15 protein-coding genes are annotated in these 23,386 nt (G+C 38.3%); 2 read left to right on the forward strand and 13 right to left on the reverse strand.

What is annotated here, in order from left to right:
* Nucleotides 1–177: 177 nt before the first annotated feature.
* Nucleotides 178–945: a hypothetical protein gene (locus ACULEU_RS01895; RefSeq protein WP_445453768.1), complete on the forward strand. Its 768-nt coding sequence runs from the start codon at nt 178–180 to the stop codon at nt 943–945.
* A 37-nt stretch (nt 946–982) separates the two neighbouring features.
* Here the strand turns inward: ACULEU_RS01895 and ACULEU_RS01900 are convergent, their stop codons facing one another.
* The 6 genes from ACULEU_RS01900 to ACULEU_RS01925 all read right to left on the reverse strand — a co-directional run bounded on the left by ACULEU_RS01900 (nt 983) and on the right by ACULEU_RS01925 (nt 7,525).
* Nucleotides 983–2,749, reverse strand: coding sequence for a DUF885 domain-containing protein (locus tag ACULEU_RS01900; protein WP_445453769.1), 1,767 nt, complete (start codon nt 2,747–2,749; stop codon nt 983–985).
* Nucleotides 2,750–2,816: 67 nt separating this feature from the next.
* Nucleotides 2,817–3,179 (reverse strand): nuclear transport factor 2 family protein, encoded by a 363-nt coding sequence (locus ACULEU_RS01905; protein ID WP_445453770.1) that lies wholly within the window; start codon nt 3,177–3,179, stop codon nt 2,817–2,819.
* A gap of 113 nt (nt 3,180–3,292) precedes the next feature.
* Entirely contained in the window at nt 3,293–4,207 is a 915-nt protein-coding gene (locus tag ACULEU_RS01910) for a pseudouridine synthase (protein WP_445453771.1), read from the reverse strand.
* Nucleotides 4,208–4,538: 331 nt separating this feature from the next.
* On the reverse strand, nt 4,539–5,456 hold the full coding sequence (locus ACULEU_RS01915) for a geranylgeranylglycerol-phosphate geranylgeranyltransferase (protein WP_445453772.1): 918 nt from the start codon (nt 5,454–5,456) through the stop codon (nt 4,539–4,541).
* A gap of 54 nt (nt 5,457–5,510) precedes the next feature.
* Nucleotides 5,511–6,449, reverse strand: a complete 939-nt coding sequence (locus ACULEU_RS01920; RefSeq protein ID WP_445453773.1) for a mevalonate kinase family protein — start codon at nt 6,447–6,449, stop codon at nt 5,511–5,513.
* Nucleotides 6,446–7,525 carry a diphosphomevalonate/mevalonate 3,5-bisphosphate decarboxylase family protein gene (locus ACULEU_RS01925; protein ID WP_445453774.1) on the reverse strand — a complete coding sequence of 360 codons (1,080 nt, stop codon included), beginning with the start codon at nt 7,523–7,525 and terminating at the stop codon, nt 6,446–6,448. The genes ACULEU_RS01920 and ACULEU_RS01925 overlap by 4 nt, the downstream gene beginning before the upstream one ends.
* 135 nt (nt 7,526–7,660) lie before the next feature.
* On the opposite strand from ACULEU_RS01925, the gene ACULEU_RS01930 reads away from it, so the two are divergent.
* Complete coding sequence (locus ACULEU_RS01930; RefSeq protein ID WP_445453775.1) at nt 7,661–8,134, forward strand: TspO/MBR family protein; 474 nt, start codon at nt 7,661–7,663, stop codon at nt 8,132–8,134.
* A gap of 31 nt (nt 8,135–8,165) precedes the next feature.
* Here ACULEU_RS01930 and ACULEU_RS01935 read toward each other — a convergent pair whose 3' ends face one another.
* The 7 genes from ACULEU_RS01935 to ACULEU_RS01965 are packed head-to-tail and all read right to left on the reverse strand — an operon-like array spanning nt 8,166 to nt 23,341.
* The gene (locus ACULEU_RS01935; RefSeq protein WP_445453776.1) at nt 8,166–11,798 is read right to left on the reverse strand and encodes a DUF7619 domain-containing protein; all 3,633 of its coding nucleotides are present in this window, start codon (nt 11,796–11,798) and stop codon (nt 8,166–8,168) included.
* A gap of 26 nt (nt 11,799–11,824) precedes the next feature.
* Nucleotides 11,825–15,535, reverse strand: a complete 3,711-nt coding sequence (locus ACULEU_RS01940) for a DUF7619 domain-containing protein (protein WP_445453777.1) — start codon at nt 15,533–15,535, stop codon at nt 11,825–11,827.
* A 58-nt stretch (nt 15,536–15,593) separates the two neighbouring features.
* Nucleotides 15,594–16,817, reverse strand: coding sequence for an NAD(P)/FAD-dependent oxidoreductase (locus tag ACULEU_RS01945; protein ID WP_445453778.1), 1,224 nt, complete (start codon nt 16,815–16,817; stop codon nt 15,594–15,596).
* Nucleotides 16,814–17,473 (reverse strand): glycerophosphodiester phosphodiesterase, encoded by a 660-nt coding sequence (locus ACULEU_RS01950; RefSeq protein ID WP_445453779.1) that lies wholly within the window; start codon nt 17,471–17,473, stop codon nt 16,814–16,816. The genes ACULEU_RS01945 and ACULEU_RS01950 overlap by 4 nt, the downstream gene beginning before the upstream one ends.
* A 1-nt stretch (nt 17,474) precedes the next feature.
* On the reverse strand, nt 17,475–19,124 hold the full coding sequence (locus ACULEU_RS01955; RefSeq protein WP_445453780.1) for an alpha-amylase family glycosyl hydrolase: 1,650 nt from the start codon (nt 19,122–19,124) through the stop codon (nt 17,475–17,477).
* 4 nt (nt 19,125–19,128) lie between these two features.
* Complete coding sequence (locus tag ACULEU_RS01960; protein ID WP_445453781.1) at nt 19,129–21,501, reverse strand: TIM-barrel domain-containing protein; 2,373 nt, start codon at nt 21,499–21,501, stop codon at nt 19,129–19,131.
* A 7-nt stretch (nt 21,502–21,508) separates the two neighbouring features.
* Nucleotides 21,509–23,341 carry a glycoside hydrolase family 13 protein gene (locus tag ACULEU_RS01965; RefSeq protein WP_445453782.1) on the reverse strand — a complete coding sequence of 611 codons (1,833 nt, stop codon included), beginning with the start codon at nt 23,339–23,341 and terminating at the stop codon, nt 21,509–21,511.
* Between the last annotated feature and the right edge of the window lie 45 nt (nt 23,342–23,386).

The following is a 23,386-nucleotide window of genomic DNA, read 5'->3' on the forward strand; positions in this document are numbered from 1 at the left end:
TTGTAATGGTGATTTCCATTGCCCGAAAAAAAAGGCTTCAACAACCTTTGGGTTTTTTTTATTCCATAATTAGTTGATAATAATGTTTACAGTTTCTTAATATGGCGTGTGTTAAATTTTGAAAATTCGTTTATTTTTACCACATCAAAATCAAATTGATTTAAATTTAAAATTCTAATGAAAGGGAATAAGCTTATGATGACTGCAGTTTTGGCATTTTTTGGGTTTGTTTTGCTAGCTTTTTCTGTTTACCTGCTTTATAAAAACACCTCTTCTTCGGTTTCTAGTGATAAGCAAAAAGAATTAGATGAAGCCATTAAGCAAATTGAAGTTCTTAACGCCGAAATCGTTCAGAAAGATAGATTCGTTGAAGAAGCAGAGCAGAAAATCAAAAGCTTAAAATCGGATTCTTTTAGCCAGTCTGTGGGACAGAATTTACCTTTAATAGAAATTGTAGACCACGATTTGAGCGATGGTAGTTCTTCAGCCGAAGACGGTAAGAAAGTGCATAAACTCATGTACCATCATCAACTTCGGTTTTATTTGCTGAATATCGGGAAGAACTCGTTGAAGGATGTTATCTTTTCTATAAAGGATGATTATAATGATAATAAGGAAAAGAAAAAGAAAAGCAAAGCCTCAGCAACCAATGTGGATTATATGGGTAAAAAGGTGAACAATGACGAATTGGGAACCTATGAAAATATTGAAGTCAATACCTTAAATTTAAAATCCAAAAAGCTAATTTACACTAGTAATTTACCCGGAAGTTTTGGTGTTGGAGATTTTCAATATCACATTATAGTCGAGTGGAGCCAGGGCTTTTATCAGATGAAGATAAAAATTGATGAGCTGAACGGCAAGTTGAGTTACCGCTATGAATTTTTTGATGTTGATGGCAATCCTATCGATTTTAAAAGTTTGGAAAGCAAAATAGCCAACTAAAAAAAGTCCTCTAGTTATTGACTAAAGGACTTTTTTATTATTTCCCGGATGCTATCCAGTTGTTGATGTTCTTTTCTAAAAGCGCCAGTGGCACTACACCGGAAACTAATACTTTTTGATGGAAAACCTTAATGTCAAATTTGTCTTTCATCTGGTTTTGCGCTTTTTTACGCAGTTCCATAATTTTTAATTGTCCCATTTTATAGGATAAAGCCTGTCCAGGAATGGCCATATAGCGCTCAATTTCGGCAATAATTGCGGCTTCGCTTTCGGCTTCATTATCTAAAGAATATTGTACTGCTTGTTCTCTTGTCCAGCCTTTGGTATGGATTCCGGTATCAACTACCAATCTTACGGCTCTGTGCATTTCGTTACCTAACATTCCGAAGTACTGATAAGGATCTTTATACAATCCTAATTCTTTTCCTAAACTTTCCGTATATAAAGCCCAGCCTTCGCCATAAGCGCCAAACCAATTGTATTTTCTGAAGTCGGGCAACTCTTTGTTTTCTTGTTGTAGGGATATTTGAAAATGATGTCCCGGAATGGCTTCATGCAAAAATAAATCTTCGTCACCATAGCAATTATAGGTCTTTACATCCGGAATTGGAACGTAGAAAACTCCGGGTCTAGAGCCATCGGCAGCACCTTGATTGTATTCAGCGCTGGCGGTTTTTTCTCTGAAAGCTTCCGTTCTTCTGATTTCGAAAGGGCATTTTGGTTGTAAAGAGAATAATTTGTCTACATTAGGTTTAATCACGCTGTAGATTCTCTCAAAGTTGGTAATTACTTCTTCCGGTTTTTTAAAGGACATCAGTTCCGGTTTGGTTCGAACGTGTTCAAAGAATTCATTGATGGTTCCTTTAAAACCAACTTCTTCTTTTACTTTTTCCATTTCAGCCTTGATACGAGCTACTTCTTTTAAGCCTAATTCGTGAATTTCAGCCGGACTTTTATCTGTTGTGGTCCATTGCTTTACATATACATTATACAATGCGGCTCCGTTTGGTAAACTACTAATACCACTAGTAGTTCTGGAAGCAGGAAGGTATTCATTTTTCAAAAAGGCACTCATTTTTTGGAATTGAGGCTCTAATTTTTCTTTGATAACTGCGGTGTACTCTTTTTTCAGTTGGTCTTTTTGCGTTTCCGTGAAATCCTTTGGAAACGATTTTATCGTGGTGTAAAACAGATTGTCTTCCACATTAGGAGTTACCATACTTTCAAACTGCGGGATGACTTTTACAGTAAGTGCTTTTGGTAAAACCACACCTTTATCGATTCCTTTTTTCATATAGACCATAGCCGAATCCATCCAAACAGCAAACAAATCCATTCTTTTCAGGAAATTTCTATAGTCTTTTTCGGTTTTGAAAGGCTGAGCACTGCTTCCGCCGGCAAATTGTCCTAACGTAAGATTGGTTCCCCAAAATTGTTGTATCGGCATTAAATTTGTCTCGTATTGCAATAAATCTTTACCAACGGCAACTTCCCATTTGATAATGTCATAACTATTTTTTTCCTCATCAGACAACGAAGTGGTATCAACAGAAGCTAATTCATTTTCATATTTATCATAAAAAGCCGCTTGCTTTTTGCGATGGGAATCGGTCATTTCAAAGACGAGCTTGTCGTTGTATTCGCTTTGTCCGTTTTGAGTAGCATCTAGTGGGCTGAGTTCATTTTTATCATCAAAATATGCTTTGGTAATGGCTTTAAAATCGGTTGTCGCCTTTTCCGATTTACAGTTTATAACTAATAATGAGAACAAAAATAGGGTTGCTACTGTCTTTAAGTTTTTCATAGTTAAGGGTTTATTTTGGTAAAACTATTGGTTTCTGATGGATTGATTTGTTAATGAAAAGATAAAATTAGCCGTGATACACTCTCGAGGCGATGATTCGACTGTCCTTAATTTCCAGTACTTCAGCGACTAACATAGTATCTTCATTTTCGACGGAACGAACATATTCCATAAAAACTCTGTCGGCGTTTGAGGTTAGTGAAGTCACTTTGTAATGCAAGCTTGGCAGTCGATCAAAAGCATCCTTCCACCACTCGCGTAAAGCTTCTTTTCCGGTAACGAGACCCATAGTTTCGGGATGACGGATTTTTAGTTTCGGACTAAAATGCGCGGCTTCGTCATCATATAACGACAATAATTTTTCAAGGTTGTGGGCGTTAAAGGCTTCAAACCAAAGCATTGCGATAGATAAATTTTTTTCTGCTGACATAGTTGTTAAATGAAAAAGCCCAGTATTTCATGGGGCTTCAATGATTGTTTTATAAATGGCCAGGAATGCACGAATACCATTTTATAGTCATTCGTGTATTCTTGGATTTGCATTTATACGTTTTTCAAATTGATAATTTCTTGTTCCGTCAGGAAACGCCAATTACCTCGTGGTAAGTTCTTTTTGGTCAAACCGGCAAAAGCGACACGGTCAATTTTGATTACATCATATTTAAAGCTTTCGAAAATAGCTCGTACTACTTTTACGTTGGGTGTTCTCAGTTTTAAACCGATTTCAGTTTTGGGTTCGTTTTCTACATAGCTTATTTCATCCACGTATAATTTATGTCCGTCTAGAGTAACTCCATTCGAAATTTTTTCTAAATCTTCAAATTTTAGGTTTTTGTCTAAGGAAACCTGATAGATTTTGGTCGATTTTTGATTGGGTAAGCTGAACTTCCGAATCATATCAGTATCATTGGTAAACAATAATAATCCGGTAGTGTTTTTATCCATTCGGCCTACGGGCTGAATATTGGCTTTGGTAGCTGCACGAACTAATTCCAACACATTTCTGTGATCGGCATCGTCTTCGTTAGAAGTGGTAAAGTTTTTCGGTTTATTTAAAACAAGATATTCTTTACGTTCCGGCGTTAAGGTGGCACCGTCAAAGTTGACCACATCTCCCGGTTTTACGCGATGTCCCATTTCTGTAATGACTATACCATTAACTTTTACGTTCCCTGACTGTATGTAGATATCGGCATCACGACGGGAGCAAACACCCGAATTGGAGATGTATTTATTCAAACGGATATCGTCTGATTTCAATGGTTTTGCAACATTGTTTTGTACTGGCTTTGCAGGTTTTGCTGCTCTTTTTGGAGCATCAGCATCCGTCGTCGGCTTTACTTTTTTTGGCCCTTGGGCACGTTTTGGCATTCCGCCTGGGGTTGGCTTTTTGGAACTTGGTCGAGCGCTGTTAGGTCTTGAACTTCCTTTTTTGTTGTTGCCTTCCTTGTTATTCATAATTCTTAAAATTTGACTGCAAAGATACGTTTTTAAATTTACTTCGTCAGTTCGCTTTATGGGTTCCTATTATGAGCAGAGTCGCCATTGGAAGTGTGGTGTTTATTACACAAAAACAGGCTTGCGTCTCTTTAGCCCCGATTGCAGTGTAAATCCTCGTAGAGATTGCAACGAAAAGCGGGAGGAGGGTTGACAAAATGCAGTTACGACTGCTCCTAAATTTACAAGCGCAATAGTCTTTTTCCGTATTTGATATTAAGAGGAGCAAGCCCTGTGGGCTTGAGGTATACATGCTTTAGCTCGTTTTAGATATTTTTAGAGCTGGTAAACTTTATAGACGAAGCAGTCTTTTTCCGTGGATTAGTACTTCGGGATTTATGAGAACGATGCAGAAAACGCCTGAAACTACTAGGAATTTCAGGATGTTGTGTAGTAAAAGATAGTCGGGTTTGGAGTTGGATTTCCAGAGTTTTTGCAGGAAGAAAATCAGGACAATCATGCTTACGTAAAAGTAAATGTCCATATAACCCACTTCGAAAATTTCGATAAGATAATAGATGGGAATTACGGTCAAAAGCGTGAGCAATGTGATGATTTTTTTGGAAAAGTTGTCTCCGTACATGACCGGAATCGTTCTGTAATCGTTGGCAATATCACCTTTGATGTTTTCTAAATCCTTAATCATTTCACGGATTAGCAGTAAGAGGAATAGGAATGTCGCATGGGCAAATATTTGAGGGTACAGATTTTTGTAATACAATAAAATGGCAAAAAAGGGAAGCACCGCCAAGAAGGAAGCGGTCAGATTGCCGATTACACTCATTTTCTTAAGCTTGTGTGAGTAAAACCAAATTAGAAAAATATAGGTAGAAAAAAACAATACAGCTCTGAAGGAGACAAAAAAGGCCAGCAGAAAAACAATAAAGTTTACGGTGAAATACACCTGAAGTTTTGTTTTTTGACTCACCAATCGGTCGAGTTTGGATTTGTTGGGACGATTGATTAAGTCTTTTTTGCTGTCGTAAAAGTTGTTGATGATGTAACCTGAAGCAATAGTCAAGCTCGAAGCTATAACAATGATGAACAAATTAAAGTCGAGCAACACATCAAGGGCTCTTTTTTCGGGAGCTAAAATAAAAATGGCAGATAAGTATTGGGCTAGTGCAATTATGGGAATGTTGTAGCCGCGCACTACAGAAAACATGCTGACGATTTTCAGCACTAAATGTTTGGATTTACGGCTTAACATTTGCAGAAAATTAGCCCTTCGACTTCGCTTAGGGTGACAAAAGGGGAATTCATTTTAAAATTGGTAAACCACTTCCAATTTATAATCCTTTAGAGACTGTTTTGCCTTTTCCAAATCCTCGGTGAAGCCTAAAATATAGCCGCCACCACCAGAACCACAAAGTTTTAAGTAATAGTCATTTGTGTCAATTCCGCGTTGCCATATCCCATGAAATTGTTCCGGAATCATTGGCTTGAAGTTGTTCAATACTACTTTAGATAACTGTTTGGTGTTTTTGAAAAGGGATTTCATATCACCACCAAGGAAGTTTTCCACGCAGGCATCGGTATATTTTACGAATTGGGTTTTTAGCATTTTACGGAAGCCTTGGTCTTTAAGATTTTCCATAAAAATATTGACCATTGGAGCGGTTTCACCTACTATACCTGAGTCTAATAAGAACACAGCACCTTTTCCGGTAGCACTTTGAGATGGAATTCCCGTAGCTTCAATATTATCTTTGGAATTGATAAGAATAGGAATGCTTAAATAACTGTTTAGCGGGTCAAGACCGGAACTTTTTCCGTGAAAGAACGATTCCATTTGAGAGAATATCGTTTTCAACTGTAATAATTTCTCTCTAGTCAAGTTTTCTAGAACAGTGATTTTGTTGTTGGCGTATTTGTCATAGATGGCAGCAACCAAAGCACCGCTACTTCCGACACCATAACCTTGCGGAATACTAGAGTCGAAGTACATTCCTCTTTCAACATCAGCTTTTAAAAGCTCGATATTAAAAGTGACCAAATCAGATTGGTCTTTTTGTAATTGCTCCAAATACACTACAAAACGTTGCAGACTTTGATTGGATTTTATCGCTTCCTGAGAAGGATTTTCATCCACTTTCAAGGCACCGTTGTAAAAATTATAGGGAATGGATAAACCTTTAGAATCTTTTATAATTCCGTATTCTCCGAAGAGAAGAATTTTTGAGTAAAATAAGGGTCCTTTCATAGAATTTTAATTGCTCCTGTTCCAATTGCATCACAAATATACTGACCATTTTGACAATAGCCAAGTAATTCGTCCTTAATAAATTGCAAAACGGTTTCTCTAACGTTTTCGGGATACAAAACATGTACGTTTGCTCCTGCATCTAAGGTAAAACAAACCGGAATTTGGGTTGTATTTCTATATTTCCAAATGCGGTTGATGATTTCCAAAGTGTTGGGTTTCATCAAAATAAAATAGGGCATCGAAGTCATCATCATGGCGTGTAACGTCAGCGCTTCGCTTTCGGTTATTTTGATGAATGCTTCGAGATTACCAGTTTCCAAAATGGTTTTTAGGGATGATATATTGTGGTGTGCCTGTGCAAATCGTTGTTCCGAAAAAGGATGGTTATGCATCAGGTCATGTCCAACGGTACTAGATACTTGTTTTTCGCCTTTGTCAACTAAAAGAATAGTATCCTGGTAGTTGCTAAAGTTCTCATGAATTGGTGATGGAAATTCGACTCCAAATAAATCAGAACTGTCTTCGATTTCGGCATGATTCCCCCAAACTACAACACTTCCTTTTATACTTCTGCAAGCACTACCCGAACCTAATCGGGCTAGAAAAGAAGCTTTTTGGTAAAAATACGCATCGCTCATGGCAGGATTCAGCGCTTTTTCCAAACTCATAATATTCATAGATAGCGCCGCCATTCCTGAGGCTGAAGAGGCGATTCCGGAACTGTGTGGAAAGGTGTTTTCGGTATCTATGGTAAAATGATATTGTTTTAAATAGGAACAATACGTATCAATACGCTCGAAAAATTTTTGAATTTTAGGCTTGAAATCTTCTTTGGGTTGACCTTCAAATAATAAATCGAAGGAAAAACTATCTTTATTATCTTTTTTAACAAAAGCAAGTTTGGTAATCGTTTTGCAAGTATTTAAAGTAAAACTGATGGATGGATTTGCCGGAATTTGCTTTTCTTTTTTGCCCCAATATTTTACTAAAGCAATATTGCTTGGAGCACTCCACTGAAAATTTCCACTTTCAATGCTAGCCTGATGATGGGCTATAAAATCCTTTTCGGACATAGGTTTTTAGTTTGCTTTTTGGTTTGACCCAAAATTTTGAATGACAAAGATACTTTTTTTATAAAAATCAGCAGAAGTTTTATAAAAACAAACTGCTTTGGTTTAGTATCTTTGAGAGTATAAAAATTAATCGTTATGCAAAAGACTTTAAAAATAGTGTTACTTGTCATGCTCTGCGTTACTTTGGGTTATTTGTCAGGTATGGTTACTCGAGACAGCATTACCACTTGGTATCCTACTTTAGAAAAACCTTTTTTCAATCCACCCAACTGGATTTTTGGTCCTGTGTGGACATTGCTCTATATCATGATGGGAGTTGCAGCAGGTTTGGTTTGGACAAGTGGTGCTGAACAGAAAAAAGTGAATAGAGCACTTGGCTTTTTTGCGATTCAGTTTGGACTTAATGCACTGTGGTCGTATTTATTTTTTGGATTGCAAAATCCTTTACTAGCGTTAGTTGAAGTTGTTTTGCTTTGGCTGATGATTTTTGAAACGTACAATCAGTTTAAAAGAATTAATAAAACAGCAGGCTTTTTAATGATTCCTTATTTGGCATGGGTTAGTTTTGCTACTATTCTTAATGCGAGCATTTGGTGGTTAAACAAATAAAAAAAGTCCCGAATTATTCGGGACTTTTTTATTATTGAACAATCAGTTTCTTGATTTGTTTCAAATTATTTTGGGTGGTGACTTCTATCAAATAAATTCCTTTGGACAATTGACTCACATCTATCGCTGATTCATTGGAATCCAAATTTAAAACTTGATTTATAGTCTTTCCTAATACGTCATAAATAGCAATATTTTCTATGATTTCTGTACTGTTCTGCAAAGCTATAAATACATTGCTATTCGCAGGATTTGGATAAATCATAATAGAATTCTCTGTAAACAAATCATTTCCTAAAGCCGAAACGAATTCCGTATTAAATGTATTCGTAACAATGGCTGGATTTGTATCAAAATAGATTTCTGCTGTGTTTGGGATGATGTCTCCTACCGCATAACCTGGTTTTGGTTTCACCTTAAATTTGATAAATCCTTTTCCGGTATCGGTATCTGGGATAGATACAGGAAGTTGAATATTAGTAAATTTCCAGACTAGGTTATTATCAACGCGATCTAGAAAATAGTTATGACTTGCGGCAAGCATTTCTATAGTATTGGCATCTAATTGGCTGTCCAATACGTCATTTATTCTAATGTCTAAAGCACTTGCTGTTCCATTATTCTCAAAGCGAATAGTATATTCTAAATAATCATTGGCAGTAAACGACGAGAACAAGATTTTTTCCCCATGTCCTTCCACTTTGTCATTCGGATCATAAGATGCAACAATGGCTTGTGTACTACTACTAATGTTGTTAGTTGCAACGATATCGCCAGAAGGTGGAATTACGGAAGCTGAATTGGTTAACAGTTGTCCTAAAAACACGGTTGGAATCGGAGGCACTTCAATGGTGATTAAAATTATTCGACTTTCAAAAGGCAATAAATTACTAAAGTCATAAGTGAAGCCATTAGTTGTTGGGTTTGTTCCGGTTTGCGAGATACTTGTAATTGTTGTTCCTGCAGTGTTGCTGAAAGTTACAGTTCCGGTAGCAAGGGTTTGGTTACCATTGTTTGTATAAACCAATTTAACACTATAGGTCGAACCAGCACGTGGTGAACCCTGAGGGACAAGGGTGATTCCTAAATCAGTATAGTTCTGTAAAACCGTAAGTGGGAAATTGTAAGTTGCCAATCCTCCTGAGGATACGCTTACATTGGTATATCCAGTAGGAGTATTATATAGACTGTTATAATCGGAATTAACGGTATACGACAAACTATAAAGGTTACTGACGATATCATCATAAATCACATAGGTTCCTGATGGTGCTACTATTGCATGTGGATTTCCATCGTTATTGACCTCATAATGAAACTGACCTAACGGAAAATTAGCTTCATCATTTTCTTGAGTACCGTTTGAATTAGAATCGATAAAGGCATTCAATCGTATTCCCGAACAATCAATGCTTCCTGCACCTGCCTCATTTGCGTTCGATTGGGATACATTAATATAACCCACTCTATTACTAAAATTCGTAATCAAGATGATATAGTATTCTCCAGCCTGAGCATTTGCGATTTCTAGAATTTCTGTAGGTGCTGCAGAATAACTACAGCCAGTTGTTGTTGTTACAGGAACTCCAATTCCTGGAGCTTGTCCGCTACTGATGACATTACAAGCATCAGTAGGTGAGGTAAAGGGTCCCCATGCAGCGTAATCTACATCAAGATTTGGAAGTGTGGATCCAATCTCTGATTGCGTCAACAATAAATTTACAGGACCTGTACTCGCTATTTTAAGTTTAAAATAAGTGGCATTAGGACTAGTAAACAAGCATCCAATAGTGCCTAAGCTTTGAACTTCAGTGGAGTTGATGTAATTATTTACACCACAAATGGACTCGCTTTCGGAACAATTAGACGGAGTAGAAATACACACCCCAAAGGATACTGTTTGTGGAGTAGCCGCATTGGAATAAACTCTAAGGTAATAGGTTGAACCCACGGTCAAATTGTTGACTAAACCACTAATTGAGCCTGCAACACTACAATAAAATGGGGTTAACGCACTACAAGTTCCGGAGTAAATAGCAAAATTTAATTCAAAAGTGGTACCAATTGTGTTGGCAAATGAAACTAAATGTGTTGATTTAGTTGCCACAAACGTAAACCAAGCATCATCATCAGCCGCGCCTATACAGCTTGGATCAAGTACATTAGAAGATGCAGTAGCACCAGTCAAACTTCCGGCAGTTGGTTGACTACAATTACGACCACTAATCGGAACAACTATTGCTGTCGAACATTCATCATTTGCAATGAAAGTAGTACCATCAACACTTTGAGACCAAGAGCTAGTATCACCAGCATTACAAATGGCTCTAACATAAAAACTATATCGAGTTCCAGAGGTTAATCCGGTTACAACTGCTGGATTCGTAGTCACGGTCTGTCCACTAGCCGTTGAAGAAGGAGGTGCAGAGCCAAAGGGGATAGGGATAATTTCCCATGAGCTTACTGTATTAGTGTCTGTCCATCCTATAACAGCACTATTTGAAGTTATAGAATTTACGGTAACATTAACTGGTCTAGAACAACTTGGTGCTGGTACACAAACAATATTAGCTACCCAACCAGCATTTTGAACTGATGCATCACTTCTGAATCTAAAAGTTAAACAACCGTCAGTGCTTGATGAGGTAAACGGACCAGGAATGGTAGTGCCCCAAAAACCACCAGCTAAGCCGCCTATAACATTACCTGGTGGATTAGAACTCATTATTTGCGGTGCTGCTGTAGAATTACCGTCAAATACATACAATGCATCATAATTCGCTTCAGTACTGAATGTGTTGAAAGAGACTGAGACAGCTTCTCCCGGATTTGTAGGGCAAATAGTTGTTGTGACGTCAGAATTACTAGCATAATTAGCACTAGCTCCACCATTATCTAAAAATTGTCCACCACAAACGGGAGGCGCAATAGCAGTACAAAAATTAAATCCGCCAACCCATTCGCTTTTATCCGTTTCAGAACATACTGCCCTAACATAAAAAGCGTAACAAGTATTTGAAGCAAGTCCATTATAGATAAATGGATTTGTTGTAGCACTTTCAAATCCAGTTGTAAAGGCATTTGGAGCAGGACTTCCTGCTGGAAGCACAAGACATTCCCAAGCTGTTGCAAAACTAGCATTAGGATTCATGGGTTGCATCCAATTCAAGGTAGCAGAATTGAAGGTTACAGCACTAGTAGAAAGACCCACTGGCGATGTACATGACGGTACTGGTGCACAGGTAACATTGGCTACCCAACCAAGATTAGTACCTGAACTATCACTTCTAAACCTAAAAGTTAATGCGCCATCAACACTGGTAGAGGTAATGGGCCCCGGAATTGTATTCCCCCAAAATCCCCCAGCTAATCCACCGGGAACAAAACCCGCTGTATTGGTACTGGCAATTTGTGGTGCCGTAATCGTACTTCCGTTAAAAACATAAAGGGCATCAAACTGTGCCTCTGTATTAAATGCAGTGAATGTTACAGTTACCCTATCACCTGGATTAGAAGGTGAAATCGTCACCGTGTAATCACTATTATTAGCATAATTAGCTGTAGCTCCAGCGGGGTCAGTAAAGGTGCCGCCACAAACCTGAGAATGGACTACAGAGGGTAATCCTAGTAAAAAGGCGAGGCTCAAAAATAAAATGTTTTTCATGGTTGAGATTTTTCGTTGTTTATAAATTAGTTTATTTGGAGTTTCTTAGTTGTTTTTAGATGGGTGTCTGTAACTATTTCTATCAAATATAATCCTTTTGACAAATCAGACACATCAATAGTCAAGCTTTCTGTTGCTACTGATGGAATTGTTTTTACCGCTTTACCAAGTAGGTCATAAAATACAATCTTGCTGAGTTGTTCATTGCTGTTTATTAAGTCAATTTGTACTGAGTTACTAGCCGGATTTGGATATAAAACTAAACTGTTTTCGTCAAATCCGATTACACTTAAAGGCACAGTAAATTTGCTGTTAAATGTAGCTGTAACAATAGCCGGATTGGTATCAAAATAAATCGATGCGTTGTTTGGAATAATATCTCCTGCTTCAAATCCTGGTTTCAGTTTAACTTTAAATTGAACATATCCTTTACTGCTGTTTTCATTCAGGCTAGATGGTGTTAAAAAGATATTTTTGAAATCCCAAACTAATTGGTTATTGATTCTCTTCATCGTGTAGTTATGACTGGAGCTAACCATTAAAACCGACGTCTCGTCTATTTGTGCATTTAATACATCTTCTATTCTAACGTCGATGGCATTGGCCGTTCCATTGTTTTGGAATCTGATAGTATAAAAGAAATAATCATCCTGCGTAAAGGTGTTAAAAGGAATGGTCTTTCCACGAGACTCCATTTTATCATTTGGATCCCAAGAATTCACAACAATCTGAGAATTGCTACTCGAATTATTTTCCAAATTAATGTCTCCGGCTGGTGCAGTAATTGAAGCAGTCGAAGCTAGTAATTCGTTGATGTTTACAAGAGGAACTGCAGGAACGGTCATGGTTACAGTGAATGTTCGGGTCTCATTTGGTAAAAGATTGGTAAAGTTATAGGTAAAACCAGTTGTGTTTATGGTGGCTCCTGTTTGACTTACTACGACATTAGCAGTTACCTGAGTTGGTTTAACAAAAGTTATCGTACCTCCGGTTACTGCAACACCGACATTTTTGTATGTAATTCTGTTGGTATAGGTAAACCCTGGTCTTGGAGCGTTTATGGGCGCAATCGAAATTGTTACATCATTATAAGCCTGAGTCAAGGTAACCGGAAAGTATAAAAATTGTGATCCGCTTCCAACAGCAATACTGATATTGTTGTATGTGGTAGTCCCCGAATTGTAATAAGCGGCATATCCCGAATGCACCTGATAACTGAAAGAATAGGTGTTCGCAGGATTAGCATCATACAAGGCAAATTGACCCGTTGGAGCAAAACCATTTATTGAAGTTCCATTATTGTTTTGCTGATAGACAAAATTGCCATGCGGAAATAATGGTTCTCCAACATCTTTGGTGCCATTACTGTTCTGGTCTACATAAGCAAGCAATACTATTTTATCGGAATCTGGCGCACAAATAACATTAGCTGTCCAGCCTGCTCTTACTGCTGTATTGTCACTTCTAAATCGGAACGTCAAACAGCCATCCGGACTTGTTGAAGTAAATGGTCCCGGAATTGTAGTTCCCCAAAATCCACCGGCTAATCCACCAGGAACATTTCCAGCAGGATTGGTACTTGCGATTTGTGGCGCCGCAATTGAGTTTCCATCAAAAACATATAAAGCGTCCCATGTAGCCTCGGTGTCAAAAGTATTGAACACTACTGTTACAATTTCACCGATATTTGTTGGACAAATAGTATACGTGTTGTCTGAGTTATTTATGTAACTGGCGTTGGGACCACCATTATCGTTAAATTGTCCACCACAAACTGGTGGTCCAAGTAGCGTGCAGAAGTTAATTCCTCCTGCCCAAGTACTTTTATCGGTATCAGAGCATAGAGCTCTTACATAAAACGTATAGCAGGTATTAGAGGCTAGTGTAGTGATACTTGTTGAAGGGTTGTCTGATATTATAGTCCCCACAGTATTGGCATTCGGTATAGGAGAGCCTACAGGTAAAACTACAATTTCCCATTGATCAGCAAAACCTGACTCTACCCAATTAAAGGTTGCAGAATTAGTAGTTACATTGATAGCAGATTGTGTGATAGGTCTTGGGCAAGTTGGAGCTGGTGCACAAGTTATGTTGGCAATCCATCCGGCTCTATTGATAGTGGTGTCACTTCTGAATCGAAACGTTAAACATCCATTTGAACTTGAAGAGGTAAAGGGGCCGGGAATAATCGTTCCCCAATACCCACCGGCTATTCCGCCAGGAACATTGCCCGGACCATTGGTACTTGCGATTAGTGGTGCTGCTATTGAGTTTCCGTCAAAAACATACAAAGCATCAAAATTAGCTTCTGTATTAAATGATGTAAATGTGACAGTTACAATATCCCCTGGAATTGTTCCGCATATAGTATTAGTGGTATCGGCACTGTCTGAATAGTTAGCGCTTGCGCCACCATTATCAACAAACTGTCCGCCACAAGCAGGTGGCGGCGCAAGTGTCGTAACATTTCCAAAGCAATTCCATAGTGAGCGTTCGTTTAGTGAACATACTGCCCTAACACAAAAAGAATAACAGGTTCCGGGAACTAAATCTGAAAACAAATATGTAGTAGTAGAAGAAACCAATCCTGTAGAAACAGCTGTAGGTGCCGGTGACCCACAAGGTAAAGCAATAACTTCCCAAGCTGAAGCTACCGTATTATTAGCATTAGCTAGCTGTGTCCAGTTTAATGTTACAGATGTTGTTGTAATATTTGAAATAGTAAGTGATGTTGGTAAACTGCATGAAGGAGGAACGCTACAAGTAACATTAGCAATCCAACCGGCGGCGGTTCCCGAATTGTCACTTCTGAATCTAAAAGTCAAACTACCATCGGGACTTGAGGATGTAAAAGGACCTGGAATTGTATTTCCCCAAAAGCCACCAGCTAAACCTCCCGGAACATTACCAGGGCCATTCCCGCTTGAAATTTGCGGCGCTGTTGTCGAGTTTCCATTAAAGACATATAAGGCATCCCAATTAACTTCTGTATTGAAAGCACTAAAAGTTACTGTAACTACTTCGCCAGGAGTAGTGGGAAGAATAGTTACCGTGTAATCAGTATTGTTAGCATAATTGGCGTTAGCTCCTGCTAGATCTGTAAAGAGTCCACCGCAAACCACTTGAGGGTTACATGGACTTAGTGTAACTGTTGCCACACTTCTATCATTCGGACACGATTGATTAGCGCTCATCGTGTATACAAAGGTACTGGTTGTTGCGCCAATGCCAGGGGTAAAAATACCGCTAATGACATCCAATGTTCCTCCAGTTCCTGTTGTTCTTGTCCATGTTCCACCAGGTTGCTCTCCAGTTATAATACTAAATAAGTCTATTGGAGTTGTACTATTATCACAAGCAGTAAGACTTCCGTCTAATCCGGCATAGGTTGACGCATTAAGCACTAAATCTATAGTTGAAAAGTAAACTTCGCTCGAAGTGGTGTCTAAAACTCGAATGTAAAGGGTCTGAACTTGCGGGGTTATATTATTGTACGAAGTTATTGCTGTAATGGCGTTGCTGCCTATTTGAGAATCTGTAAGTGTCTCATAAAAACTGACTTCTGAGGTGTTAGGATTAAGACCATTTAGGATAGCTGGAATTTGAGAACTTAAATCAAAGGTCTCAAACCCATCATTATTGAAATCACAAACATAATAAGGAGGCATGGCACTTGGCGGTTGCGCATTGATGCTGATACTAAGAAAAAAGCATAAAAGGAGTAACAGTTTTTTCATATTGGTTTGGTTTTAGGTAACCAAATGTAACTGATTTTGAGTAAACTACAATATCAATTTAAAAGAAATCTTCGGTTAGGGCCTGAGCCACAATAAATCCTGATGTCCAGGCATTCTGAAAGTTAAATCCGCCGGTAATAGCGTCAATATTTACAATTTCTCCTGCAAAAAATAAGTTGTTACACAACTTACTTTCCATTGTTTTAAAGTTAATTTCTTTTAAATCGATACCGCCAGCAGTGACGAATTCTTCTTTAAAAGTGCTTTTCCCATTTACTTGAAACTCGGCATTAGTAAGTTCGTTGGCTAAATCAGTTAATTGTTTTTTGGAAAGATCGGCCCATTTCGTTTCAGCCTCAATATGGGAGGCCAAAACCAAACTTTCCCACAATCGGTTAGGGAATTCAAAGGGGGATTTTTTTGAAACCGCTTTCTTGGCATGCTCGTGTTTGAGTTCTTTTAAAGTCTCTAAAGCTTCATCAAAAGTGACTTCATTGAGCCAGTTGACCTGAAGTGTGAATTGGTAATTTTTATCAAAGAGTTCGCGGGCACCCCAAGCCGATAATCGCAGTATTCCCGGGCCAGACATTCCCCAATGTGTAATTAATAATGGCCCGTCAGCATCGAGTTTGCTATTTTTTACTTTGACTTTTGCAAAGGCCGAAAGCCCCATCAAATCCTTAATTCGCGCATCTTTTATATTAAATGTGAATAGGGAAGGGACTGGGGAAACAATACGATGTCCAAGTCCGGTAAGCATGTCCCAAATTTTAGGATTGCTGCCCGTAGTCAGAACCAGTTTTTGGCAAAGGAAGGTTTCATTGTTAGTTTCCACTTTCCAGAAATCATCCGAAGCAAAGAGCGATTGCACACTTTGTCCGGTCAGAATTGGAATGCGTAATTTTTGTGTGGCCGATAAAAAGCAATCGATTATCGTTTGTGAACTGTCGGAAATAGGGAACATCCGTCCGTCTTCTTCTATCTTGAGTTCGACGCCATGTCTTTCAAACCAATCGATAGTATCTCCAGAACAAAACTGATGAAATGGTCCGCGTAATTCTTTTTCGCCACGCGGATAAAATTTGACTAAATCATTCGGAACGAAACAGGCATGCGTCACATTACAGCGTCCACCACCAGAAATGCGCACTTTTTCCAAAACGGTTTTACCGCGTTCTAGAATAGCCACTTTTAGTTTAGGATTCTTTTCAACGATATTGATTGCCGTAAAAAATCCGGCCGCGCCGCCACCAACAATAATTATGTCGAAGTTTGAGTTCATAGTCTGTCTGGAAAATCTGTAATGATACCGTCAACCCCTAACGATTGGACAAAGGTAATATCTTCCGGCTCATTAATGGTCCAAGGATAAACTTTAAAATTTTTGGATTGTATTTGGGCTACATTCTCAACGGTCAATAAATGATAATAAGGATGAACGGAATAGGCTTTGATGAATTTCGCGAAAGCCATTGCCAATGATACATCAGTACTTGTTAAAACTCCAATTTGGATGTTATCGTTTAAAAAACGAACTTGTTGCAAAGCATTCCAATCAAAGCTTGACACAATGAAATCAGTATAATTCCAATGTTTTTCCAAAACAAAATGTTTGATAAGTTCGACGACTTTATCAGCAGATTCATAGGTTTTGAGTTCCACATTGATAAAACAGCTTCGGTTTACCAAATCAAAAACGCTTTCAAGAGATGGAATTCCTAAGACGCTTAATTCTTTTGCGGTGTAGTCTTTTACAAAACCACTTCCCGAAGTTGTTCGGTCGATAGTTTCATCGTGAATAACAACAAGCTTTCCGTCTAAACTTAAATGGACATCCAGCTCAATCCCATCAACGTTTAATTCTGTCGCTTTCTGAAAAGAAGCCAAAGTGTTTTCGGCAACATGACCTTTTGCTCCGCGATGGCCTATCGTTTGCACTTTACAGTTTTTCCAATAAAACAATGCCGTAATCCGTGTCAAGAGAAACCATCCCTTTAACAACCATTGCCGTTTTACCGGAATATAAGTCTCTGACTTTAGTTCCGTTGGCGAAAATAGTCCCTACAGTTACGCTTTTCTCTCCTTTGTCCAAATCAAGACCAACCACTACTTTGTCCGAGTATTTTCCTTTGGTAAAGGTTCTGCTGAATACATAAGGAGCAGCAGAGATTTGTGTATGCAATCCGGCACCAACCGCAGCATGTTTTTTTCGGAACTTGCCTAATTTTTGCCAATGTGCCATTACCTCTTTGGTGGTAGCATTGTTGGTAATGTCTTCCCAATTCATAAACGAACGCAAAGTAGCGTCGCCTTGAGTTCCTTCAATGTCTAACGGACGCGCACTTTCATCACCATAATACACTTGTGAAATTCCGGGAGCCAATAACAATTTGGTACCACTTTCAAATGTTTTTTCCCTTTTTTTGTCAAAAGGATACCCATCATCGTGAGATGAAACATAGTTCATTACGGTGTTTCCTTTTAGGTCGTTTTGCAGAATGTTATTGTATTTAGAAAACAATTCTTCGTAGTTCATTTTGGCTTCATTTCTGAAATCGAAGTTGATCAAGCCAGTAAACCCGTTATCGTAATAGTTGACTTTTTTATCGCCAAAATCATAAAGCTTTTTATTGCCAATGTTGTAGCCATACACTTCGCCGACGGTAAAAAACGGATTGGCATCCAATACTTTTTTCGGATTGTTTTTCTTAAACTCAGCAAAAGTCCTGTCACACACTTTTTTGAAATCGGCCCAAACATCTTCAGTGGTGTGCTTTGCCGTGTCAACACGATAACCATCAATTCCGAATTCGGTAATATAATCCGCCAACCATTTCATGATGTAATATTTAGGCGCTCTTGGATACCCTGTTTTTTTAAAAAAAGCATCCAGCGAAGCCATCTCTTTGTCATACCGTCCTTCTTTTTTCCATTTGTTGGCTAAAAATAAAGGCAATTCGACATTTTCATTGCTTTCTGTTTTTACATCTGGTAGGTTTTCTACCAAGGTGCAATTGATGTAGGTGTCATACGAATTGTAAACGCATTTAGGACTTGTACGAACCCAGTCACTTGGATACACTGAATCTTCAGCAGTAACAGGCCCAGTGTGATTAATCACCGCATCTAACATGATTCGGATTCCTTTTGCATGTGCTTTCTGAACCAACTCTGCCAAATCTTTTTTGGTTCCATAACTGGGATCAAGTGCGGTCCAATCTCGAGTCCAATACCCGTGAAAGCCATAAGTATATCCGGTTCCTTCGTCAACACCGCTGTGAATTTGCTCCACAACAGGTGTCATCCATATCACATTGATTCCAAGATTGGTGAAATAACCTTCGTCTAATTTTTGAATAATACCGCGAATATCGCCTCCTTCAAAACCTCTTAATTTTCCCGTTGGTTTATTTCTGTGGTAATTTTCATCGTTCGTTTTGTCACCATTATTAAACCTGTCGGTAACGATAAAGTAGACATTTGCTGCTTCCCAAACGAAAGGTGTTTTGGGTGTTGTAGTCGTTTTCTTTTGTGCGAAAGTTGTTGCACTTAAGAGAAGTACAATCAATAGGAAACTTATTTTTTTCATGACTTTAGTATTCGATTTTAATTTCTGAAGATGTTCCTTTGGTTATCGTAACATTGACCTGCAAAGGCTCTTGAAAGGTTTTATATACTTGTTCCTTTCCGTTTACAAAAATGCTTTTAGCTTTGTTTTTGATGTTGTGAATTAAAACGGAAACTTCTTTGTTGGTTGAAGTATAATTTTTTCCAACTGTAGCGGCAAGTTTTATCACTAATGTTTTGTTGGTATTGCTACTGGTAAAGTTTAGCATTTCGTATTGCCCTTTTTCAAAAGCATTGGGCGTTGTACCGTCATCGTTGTATAGTTTGCCTGAAGAATTCGCAACACTTTCATCAAAATAATAATGTAGGTTGAAGTTTTCCAACGAATAGTTTGTAGTATTTTGAATCGTTGCTATCATTGGGATAAAGCTTCCGCCACGAACAAAGGTTGGTATATAATCTTCATTGACTTTTATCGTTTCGGTGGTTCCGGCGTTATGCTTTTCATTAGTATAAAAATCATACCAATTACTGCTTTTAGGAAAATATATTTCGGTAGCGGTTGTTCCCGATTTTGTAATCGGTGTAATTAAAAAGTCATTGCCCCAAAAATAAGTACCTGCAACGGTAGATAAGGTTTTATTATCAGTTTCTTCAAAGAATAAAGGACGCATTAATGGAGTTCCTTTCTGATTGTTGTCGAAAGACAAAGTATAATTGTAAGGAAGTAATTGATATCTTAGTTCCACTGATTTCTTGGCTTTTTCCATCGTGATGATGTCTTTTCGTGCCACTTCCGAAGCTACTTCTTCCTGCGCATGAGGTCGGAATATCGGATTGAAAACGCCGTATTGCAACCAGCGCAAGTACAATTGATTATCAAAATAATCGCCTGCAAATCCACCTAAATCGGAGTGCATATAGCCTAAACCTTGCATACCCATTTGTAGTGCAATTTCTGTTTGACTTTGCAATCCGCCCCAACTTCTGCTCACGTCGCCACTCCAAGGTACCATTCCAAAACGCTGTGAACCTGAATAGCCAGCACGCATCAAAATAAATGGTCGTTGTGTTGGAAAGTCTTTTCTGTAACCATCTGCAATTAATTTGGCCCAATGGTGTCCGTAGATATTATGAACTTCATCGGCTTTGCCCGCAACTGTCATTACTTTTGATGGAAAAACTTCGGGTTCCCCCAAATCGCCCCACATGCCCCCAACGCCCTGATTGATTAATCTTTTATAGACATTCCAAAACCAGTCTTTTCCTTCAGGCTTGAAAATATCTACAACACTGGTGTTCCCAAAATAAAAATCCCAAGTCGCCGGTTTTCCAAATTTGTCGGTTACCAATACTTTTTTATCTACAGTTTCCTGCCATTTGGATGAGGTCGTCAGGATAAACGGTTCGGTAATTAGGATAGTCTTTATTCCTTTTGCATTCAAATCGGAAATCATTTTATTGGGATTGGCAAAATTGTCTTTATCCCAATCTAAGTTGCCCATAGTCCCTTTGATTCTTTTTCCAAACCAATACAAATCCAGAATGATAGCATCCACTGGAATGTTGTTTTGTTCAAATTTCTTAATGGTGTTTTCTACTTCTTCCTGTGAGTGATAACCAAATCGGCTGGAAAAATTGCCTAAAGCCCAACGTGGTAATAAAGGTTGTTTTCCGGTAAGGTCGGTATAATTGGATACTAAATCCGTCCATGTATCACCCACAATAACCTGATAGGTCTTTCTTCCCGAAATGGTTTCATAGGTTAGGGTATTGTCATTTTTACTATCCAAATCCAAATACCCGATAGCGGCATTATCAAAATGAACTGCATATAATTTGGAAGACAACACCATAGGAATGCAGAAATTCATTAACTCTGCTTTAGTTTCATAACCATAATGCGCACGGTTATACAACTTTAAACGATTGCCACGACGGTTCATACCCAATGCTCTTGCTCCACCACCGTAAAGGGATTCCGTTTTGTCAAGGTTGAAGGACAAAGTTTGGGTAGAATCATTGACTTTATTGAATCCAGATTTTTCGGAAAGCAGGAAGTTTCCATTTTTTATGTATGAAATTTTAAATGGCGATTTATCAACAAGCACGATAAGACCAGCCAAACGCAACAGTAACGCTTTGTCTGATTTGGCGAATTTTATTTTTAAATTTTCCGGTGCTTTTACAACGGCCTCTGATTTTGGATTAAACGTTTCTCCATTTGGAATAAACGAAGTCTCGACAATCTTATCAGAATACGGTTTTATCAGGTAAGCGCCATCCGAAGTTTTGATTTCCAGAATGTTGTTTTTCCAGGTATGCGAAAGGTATTTTCTGTTTGCATTTTGGGCAAATGATAGTGTCGAGATTAAAAGTAAAAGCAGCAGTTTTTTCATTTTTAAATTATTTTAATTCTAAAATCAATACCGATTTCCCTTCTATCGTGATATCGTTTTTCAAATCGATGGTCTTGTTAGATAAAATATCTTTTCCGGCTTGACGGCTTTGAATGCTTTCGGCGAAGCGATTAGTTTTGAACGTTTTCGTTTCGGTGCTGTTATTGATGATGACCATGACACTATCAGTTTCATTATATCTGAAATAAACATAAACATTGTCCACAGGAATATAATGCTTCATTTTTCCGAAGTGAATGACATCCTTAGATTTTCTCCATGTGAATAATTTCGAAGTAAAACCAAAGAATTGTTGCTGTTCAGCGGTTCGTCCCGATGTGGTAAAAGCATTATTGGTATCGCCATTCCAGCCTCCCGGAAAATCATGACGAATATCGCCATCGCCTTTGCCTTTGTCTCCGTCCATACCAATTTCTGAGCCGTAATATAATTGGGGAATTCCACGTACGGTTGCCAAAAGCGTCATAGCCATTTGGTACTTTTTAAAATCTTTTTTGTACGCCTGATTGAAACGATTAGTATCATGATTCTCAGCAAAAATCAATAGGTTATTGATGTTAGGATATAGAAAGTCGTTCGTGAAATTGTCATAGACTTTTATCATTCCTTTGTCCCATTCCCCTTTGTCTTCATTGAAAACGTTTCCAAAAGCATCGTGTAACGTAAAATCCATCACACTAGGTAAGTGGGAATTGTAACTTTGGATAGCGCCAATTTTACTATCTTTTTGCCAAAACGCCATTTGTGCCTGGTCGTGCATCCAAACTTCCCCTACAATATTGAAATTAGGATATTCATCGGTGATGGCTTTGGTCCATTTTGCAATACCGTCTTTATCGTTATACGAATAGGTATCCACTCGAAATCCATCCAAATCGGCATATTCAATCCACCAAATAGCATTCTGAATCAAATAATTCAATACTAAAGGATTGGATTGATTTAAGTCGGGCATCGAAGGCACGAACCATCCATCCATACAATTTTTGGCATCAATGGCTGAGGCGTTAGGATCAAACTGCGTGGTCATTCGGTAGTTCGAGTTGGTAAACTGTGGAAATTGATGTACCCAATCATGTGTTGGTAAATCTTTGTACATCCAATGCTGCCAACCCCAATGATTGGTTACATAATCCATAATGTTTTTCATGCCGCGTTGGTGTAATTCGGCACTTAATCGCACATAGTCTTCGTTGGTTCCGAAGCGAGGATCAATTTTGTAGACGTCCGACTGTCCGTAAGTATGATACGAACCTCGAGCGTCATTATCTTCACAAAGAGGCGTTGGCCAAACGGCTGTTGCTCCTAATTCTTTCAAATAATCCAGGTTTTTAATGATGCCTTCAATATCGCCACCATGTCTGCCATTGGGATTGTTTCTGTCTGCTTTTTCGGTCAGCGACTTGTCACTATCATTGTTGGGGTTTCCATTGGCAAAGCGATCCGACATAATTAGATAAATCATATCGGAACTGTCGTAGCTTTTTCTGAATTTGGAATTGGCTCTTCTTTTTTTGAGTTCATACTTTTTGGTAAAAGCCACTTTGTCTTTGTTTTTGAAGCTGAACGTCAATTCAGATACTGATGCATTTTTGGTGTCTACTGTTACAAATACATAGTTGGGATTTTCGGTTTTTTTGATGTTTTCAATAGAAATGTTATTGGAAACCGAAACATTATACTGTGCTATATTTTTGCCATAGAACATAATTTGCACTTTTGACAGGTTCATATCAGCATACCAAAAGGGAGGTTCAACACGTTCAATCTGGGCAAATGCTGAAACAGAAATCAGGAATAGAAAGAGTGCTTTTTTCATTTGTGTATAAATAAAAAACCCTTTCAGAGTTATTCCGAAAGGGTT

This window comes from Flavobacterium sp. 25HG05S-40 (genome assembly GCF_052654735.1).

Coding starts and splice junctions, on each gene's coding strand:
- ACULEU_RS01895 (WP_445453768.1), top strand. CDS start 178: ATGAAAGGGAATAAGCTTATGATGACTGCAGTTTTGGCATTTTTTGGG.
- ACULEU_RS01900 (WP_445453769.1), bottom strand. CDS start 2,749: ATGAAAAACTTAAAGACAGTAGCAACCCTATTTTTGTTCTCATTATTA.
- ACULEU_RS01905 (WP_445453770.1), bottom strand. CDS start 3,179: ATGTCAGCAGAAAAAAATTTATCTATCGCAATGCTTTGGTTTGAAGCC.
- ACULEU_RS01910 (WP_445453771.1), bottom strand. CDS start 4,207: ATGAATAACAAGGAAGGCAACAACAAAAAAGGAAGTTCAAGACCTAAC.
- ACULEU_RS01915 (WP_445453772.1), bottom strand. CDS start 5,456: ATGTTAAGCCGTAAATCCAAACATTTAGTGCTGAAAATCGTCAGCATG.
- ACULEU_RS01920 (WP_445453773.1), bottom strand. CDS start 6,449: ATGAAAGGACCCTTATTTTACTCAAAAATTCTTCTCTTCGGAGAATAC.
- ACULEU_RS01925 (WP_445453774.1), bottom strand. CDS start 7,525: ATGTCCGAAAAGGATTTTATAGCCCATCATCAGGCTAGCATTGAAAGT.
- ACULEU_RS01930 (WP_445453775.1), top strand. CDS start 7,661: ATGCAAAAGACTTTAAAAATAGTGTTACTTGTCATGCTCTGCGTTACT.
- ACULEU_RS01935 (WP_445453776.1), bottom strand. CDS start 11,798: ATGAAAAACATTTTATTTTTGAGCCTCGCCTTTTTACTAGGATTACCC.
- ACULEU_RS01940 (WP_445453777.1), bottom strand. CDS start 15,535: ATGAAAAAACTGTTACTCCTTTTATGCTTTTTTCTTAGTATCAGCATC.
- ACULEU_RS01945 (WP_445453778.1), bottom strand. CDS start 16,817: ATGAACTCAAACTTCGACATAATTATTGTTGGTGGCGGCGCGGCCGGA.
- ACULEU_RS01955 (WP_445453780.1), bottom strand. CDS start 19,124: ATGAAAAAAATAAGTTTCCTATTGATTGTACTTCTCTTAAGTGCAACA.
- ACULEU_RS01960 (WP_445453781.1), bottom strand. CDS start 21,501: ATGAAAAAACTGCTGCTTTTACTTTTAATCTCGACACTATCATTTGCC.
- ACULEU_RS01965 (WP_445453782.1), bottom strand. CDS start 23,341: ATGAAAAAAGCACTCTTTCTATTCCTGATTTCTGTTTCAGCATTTGCC.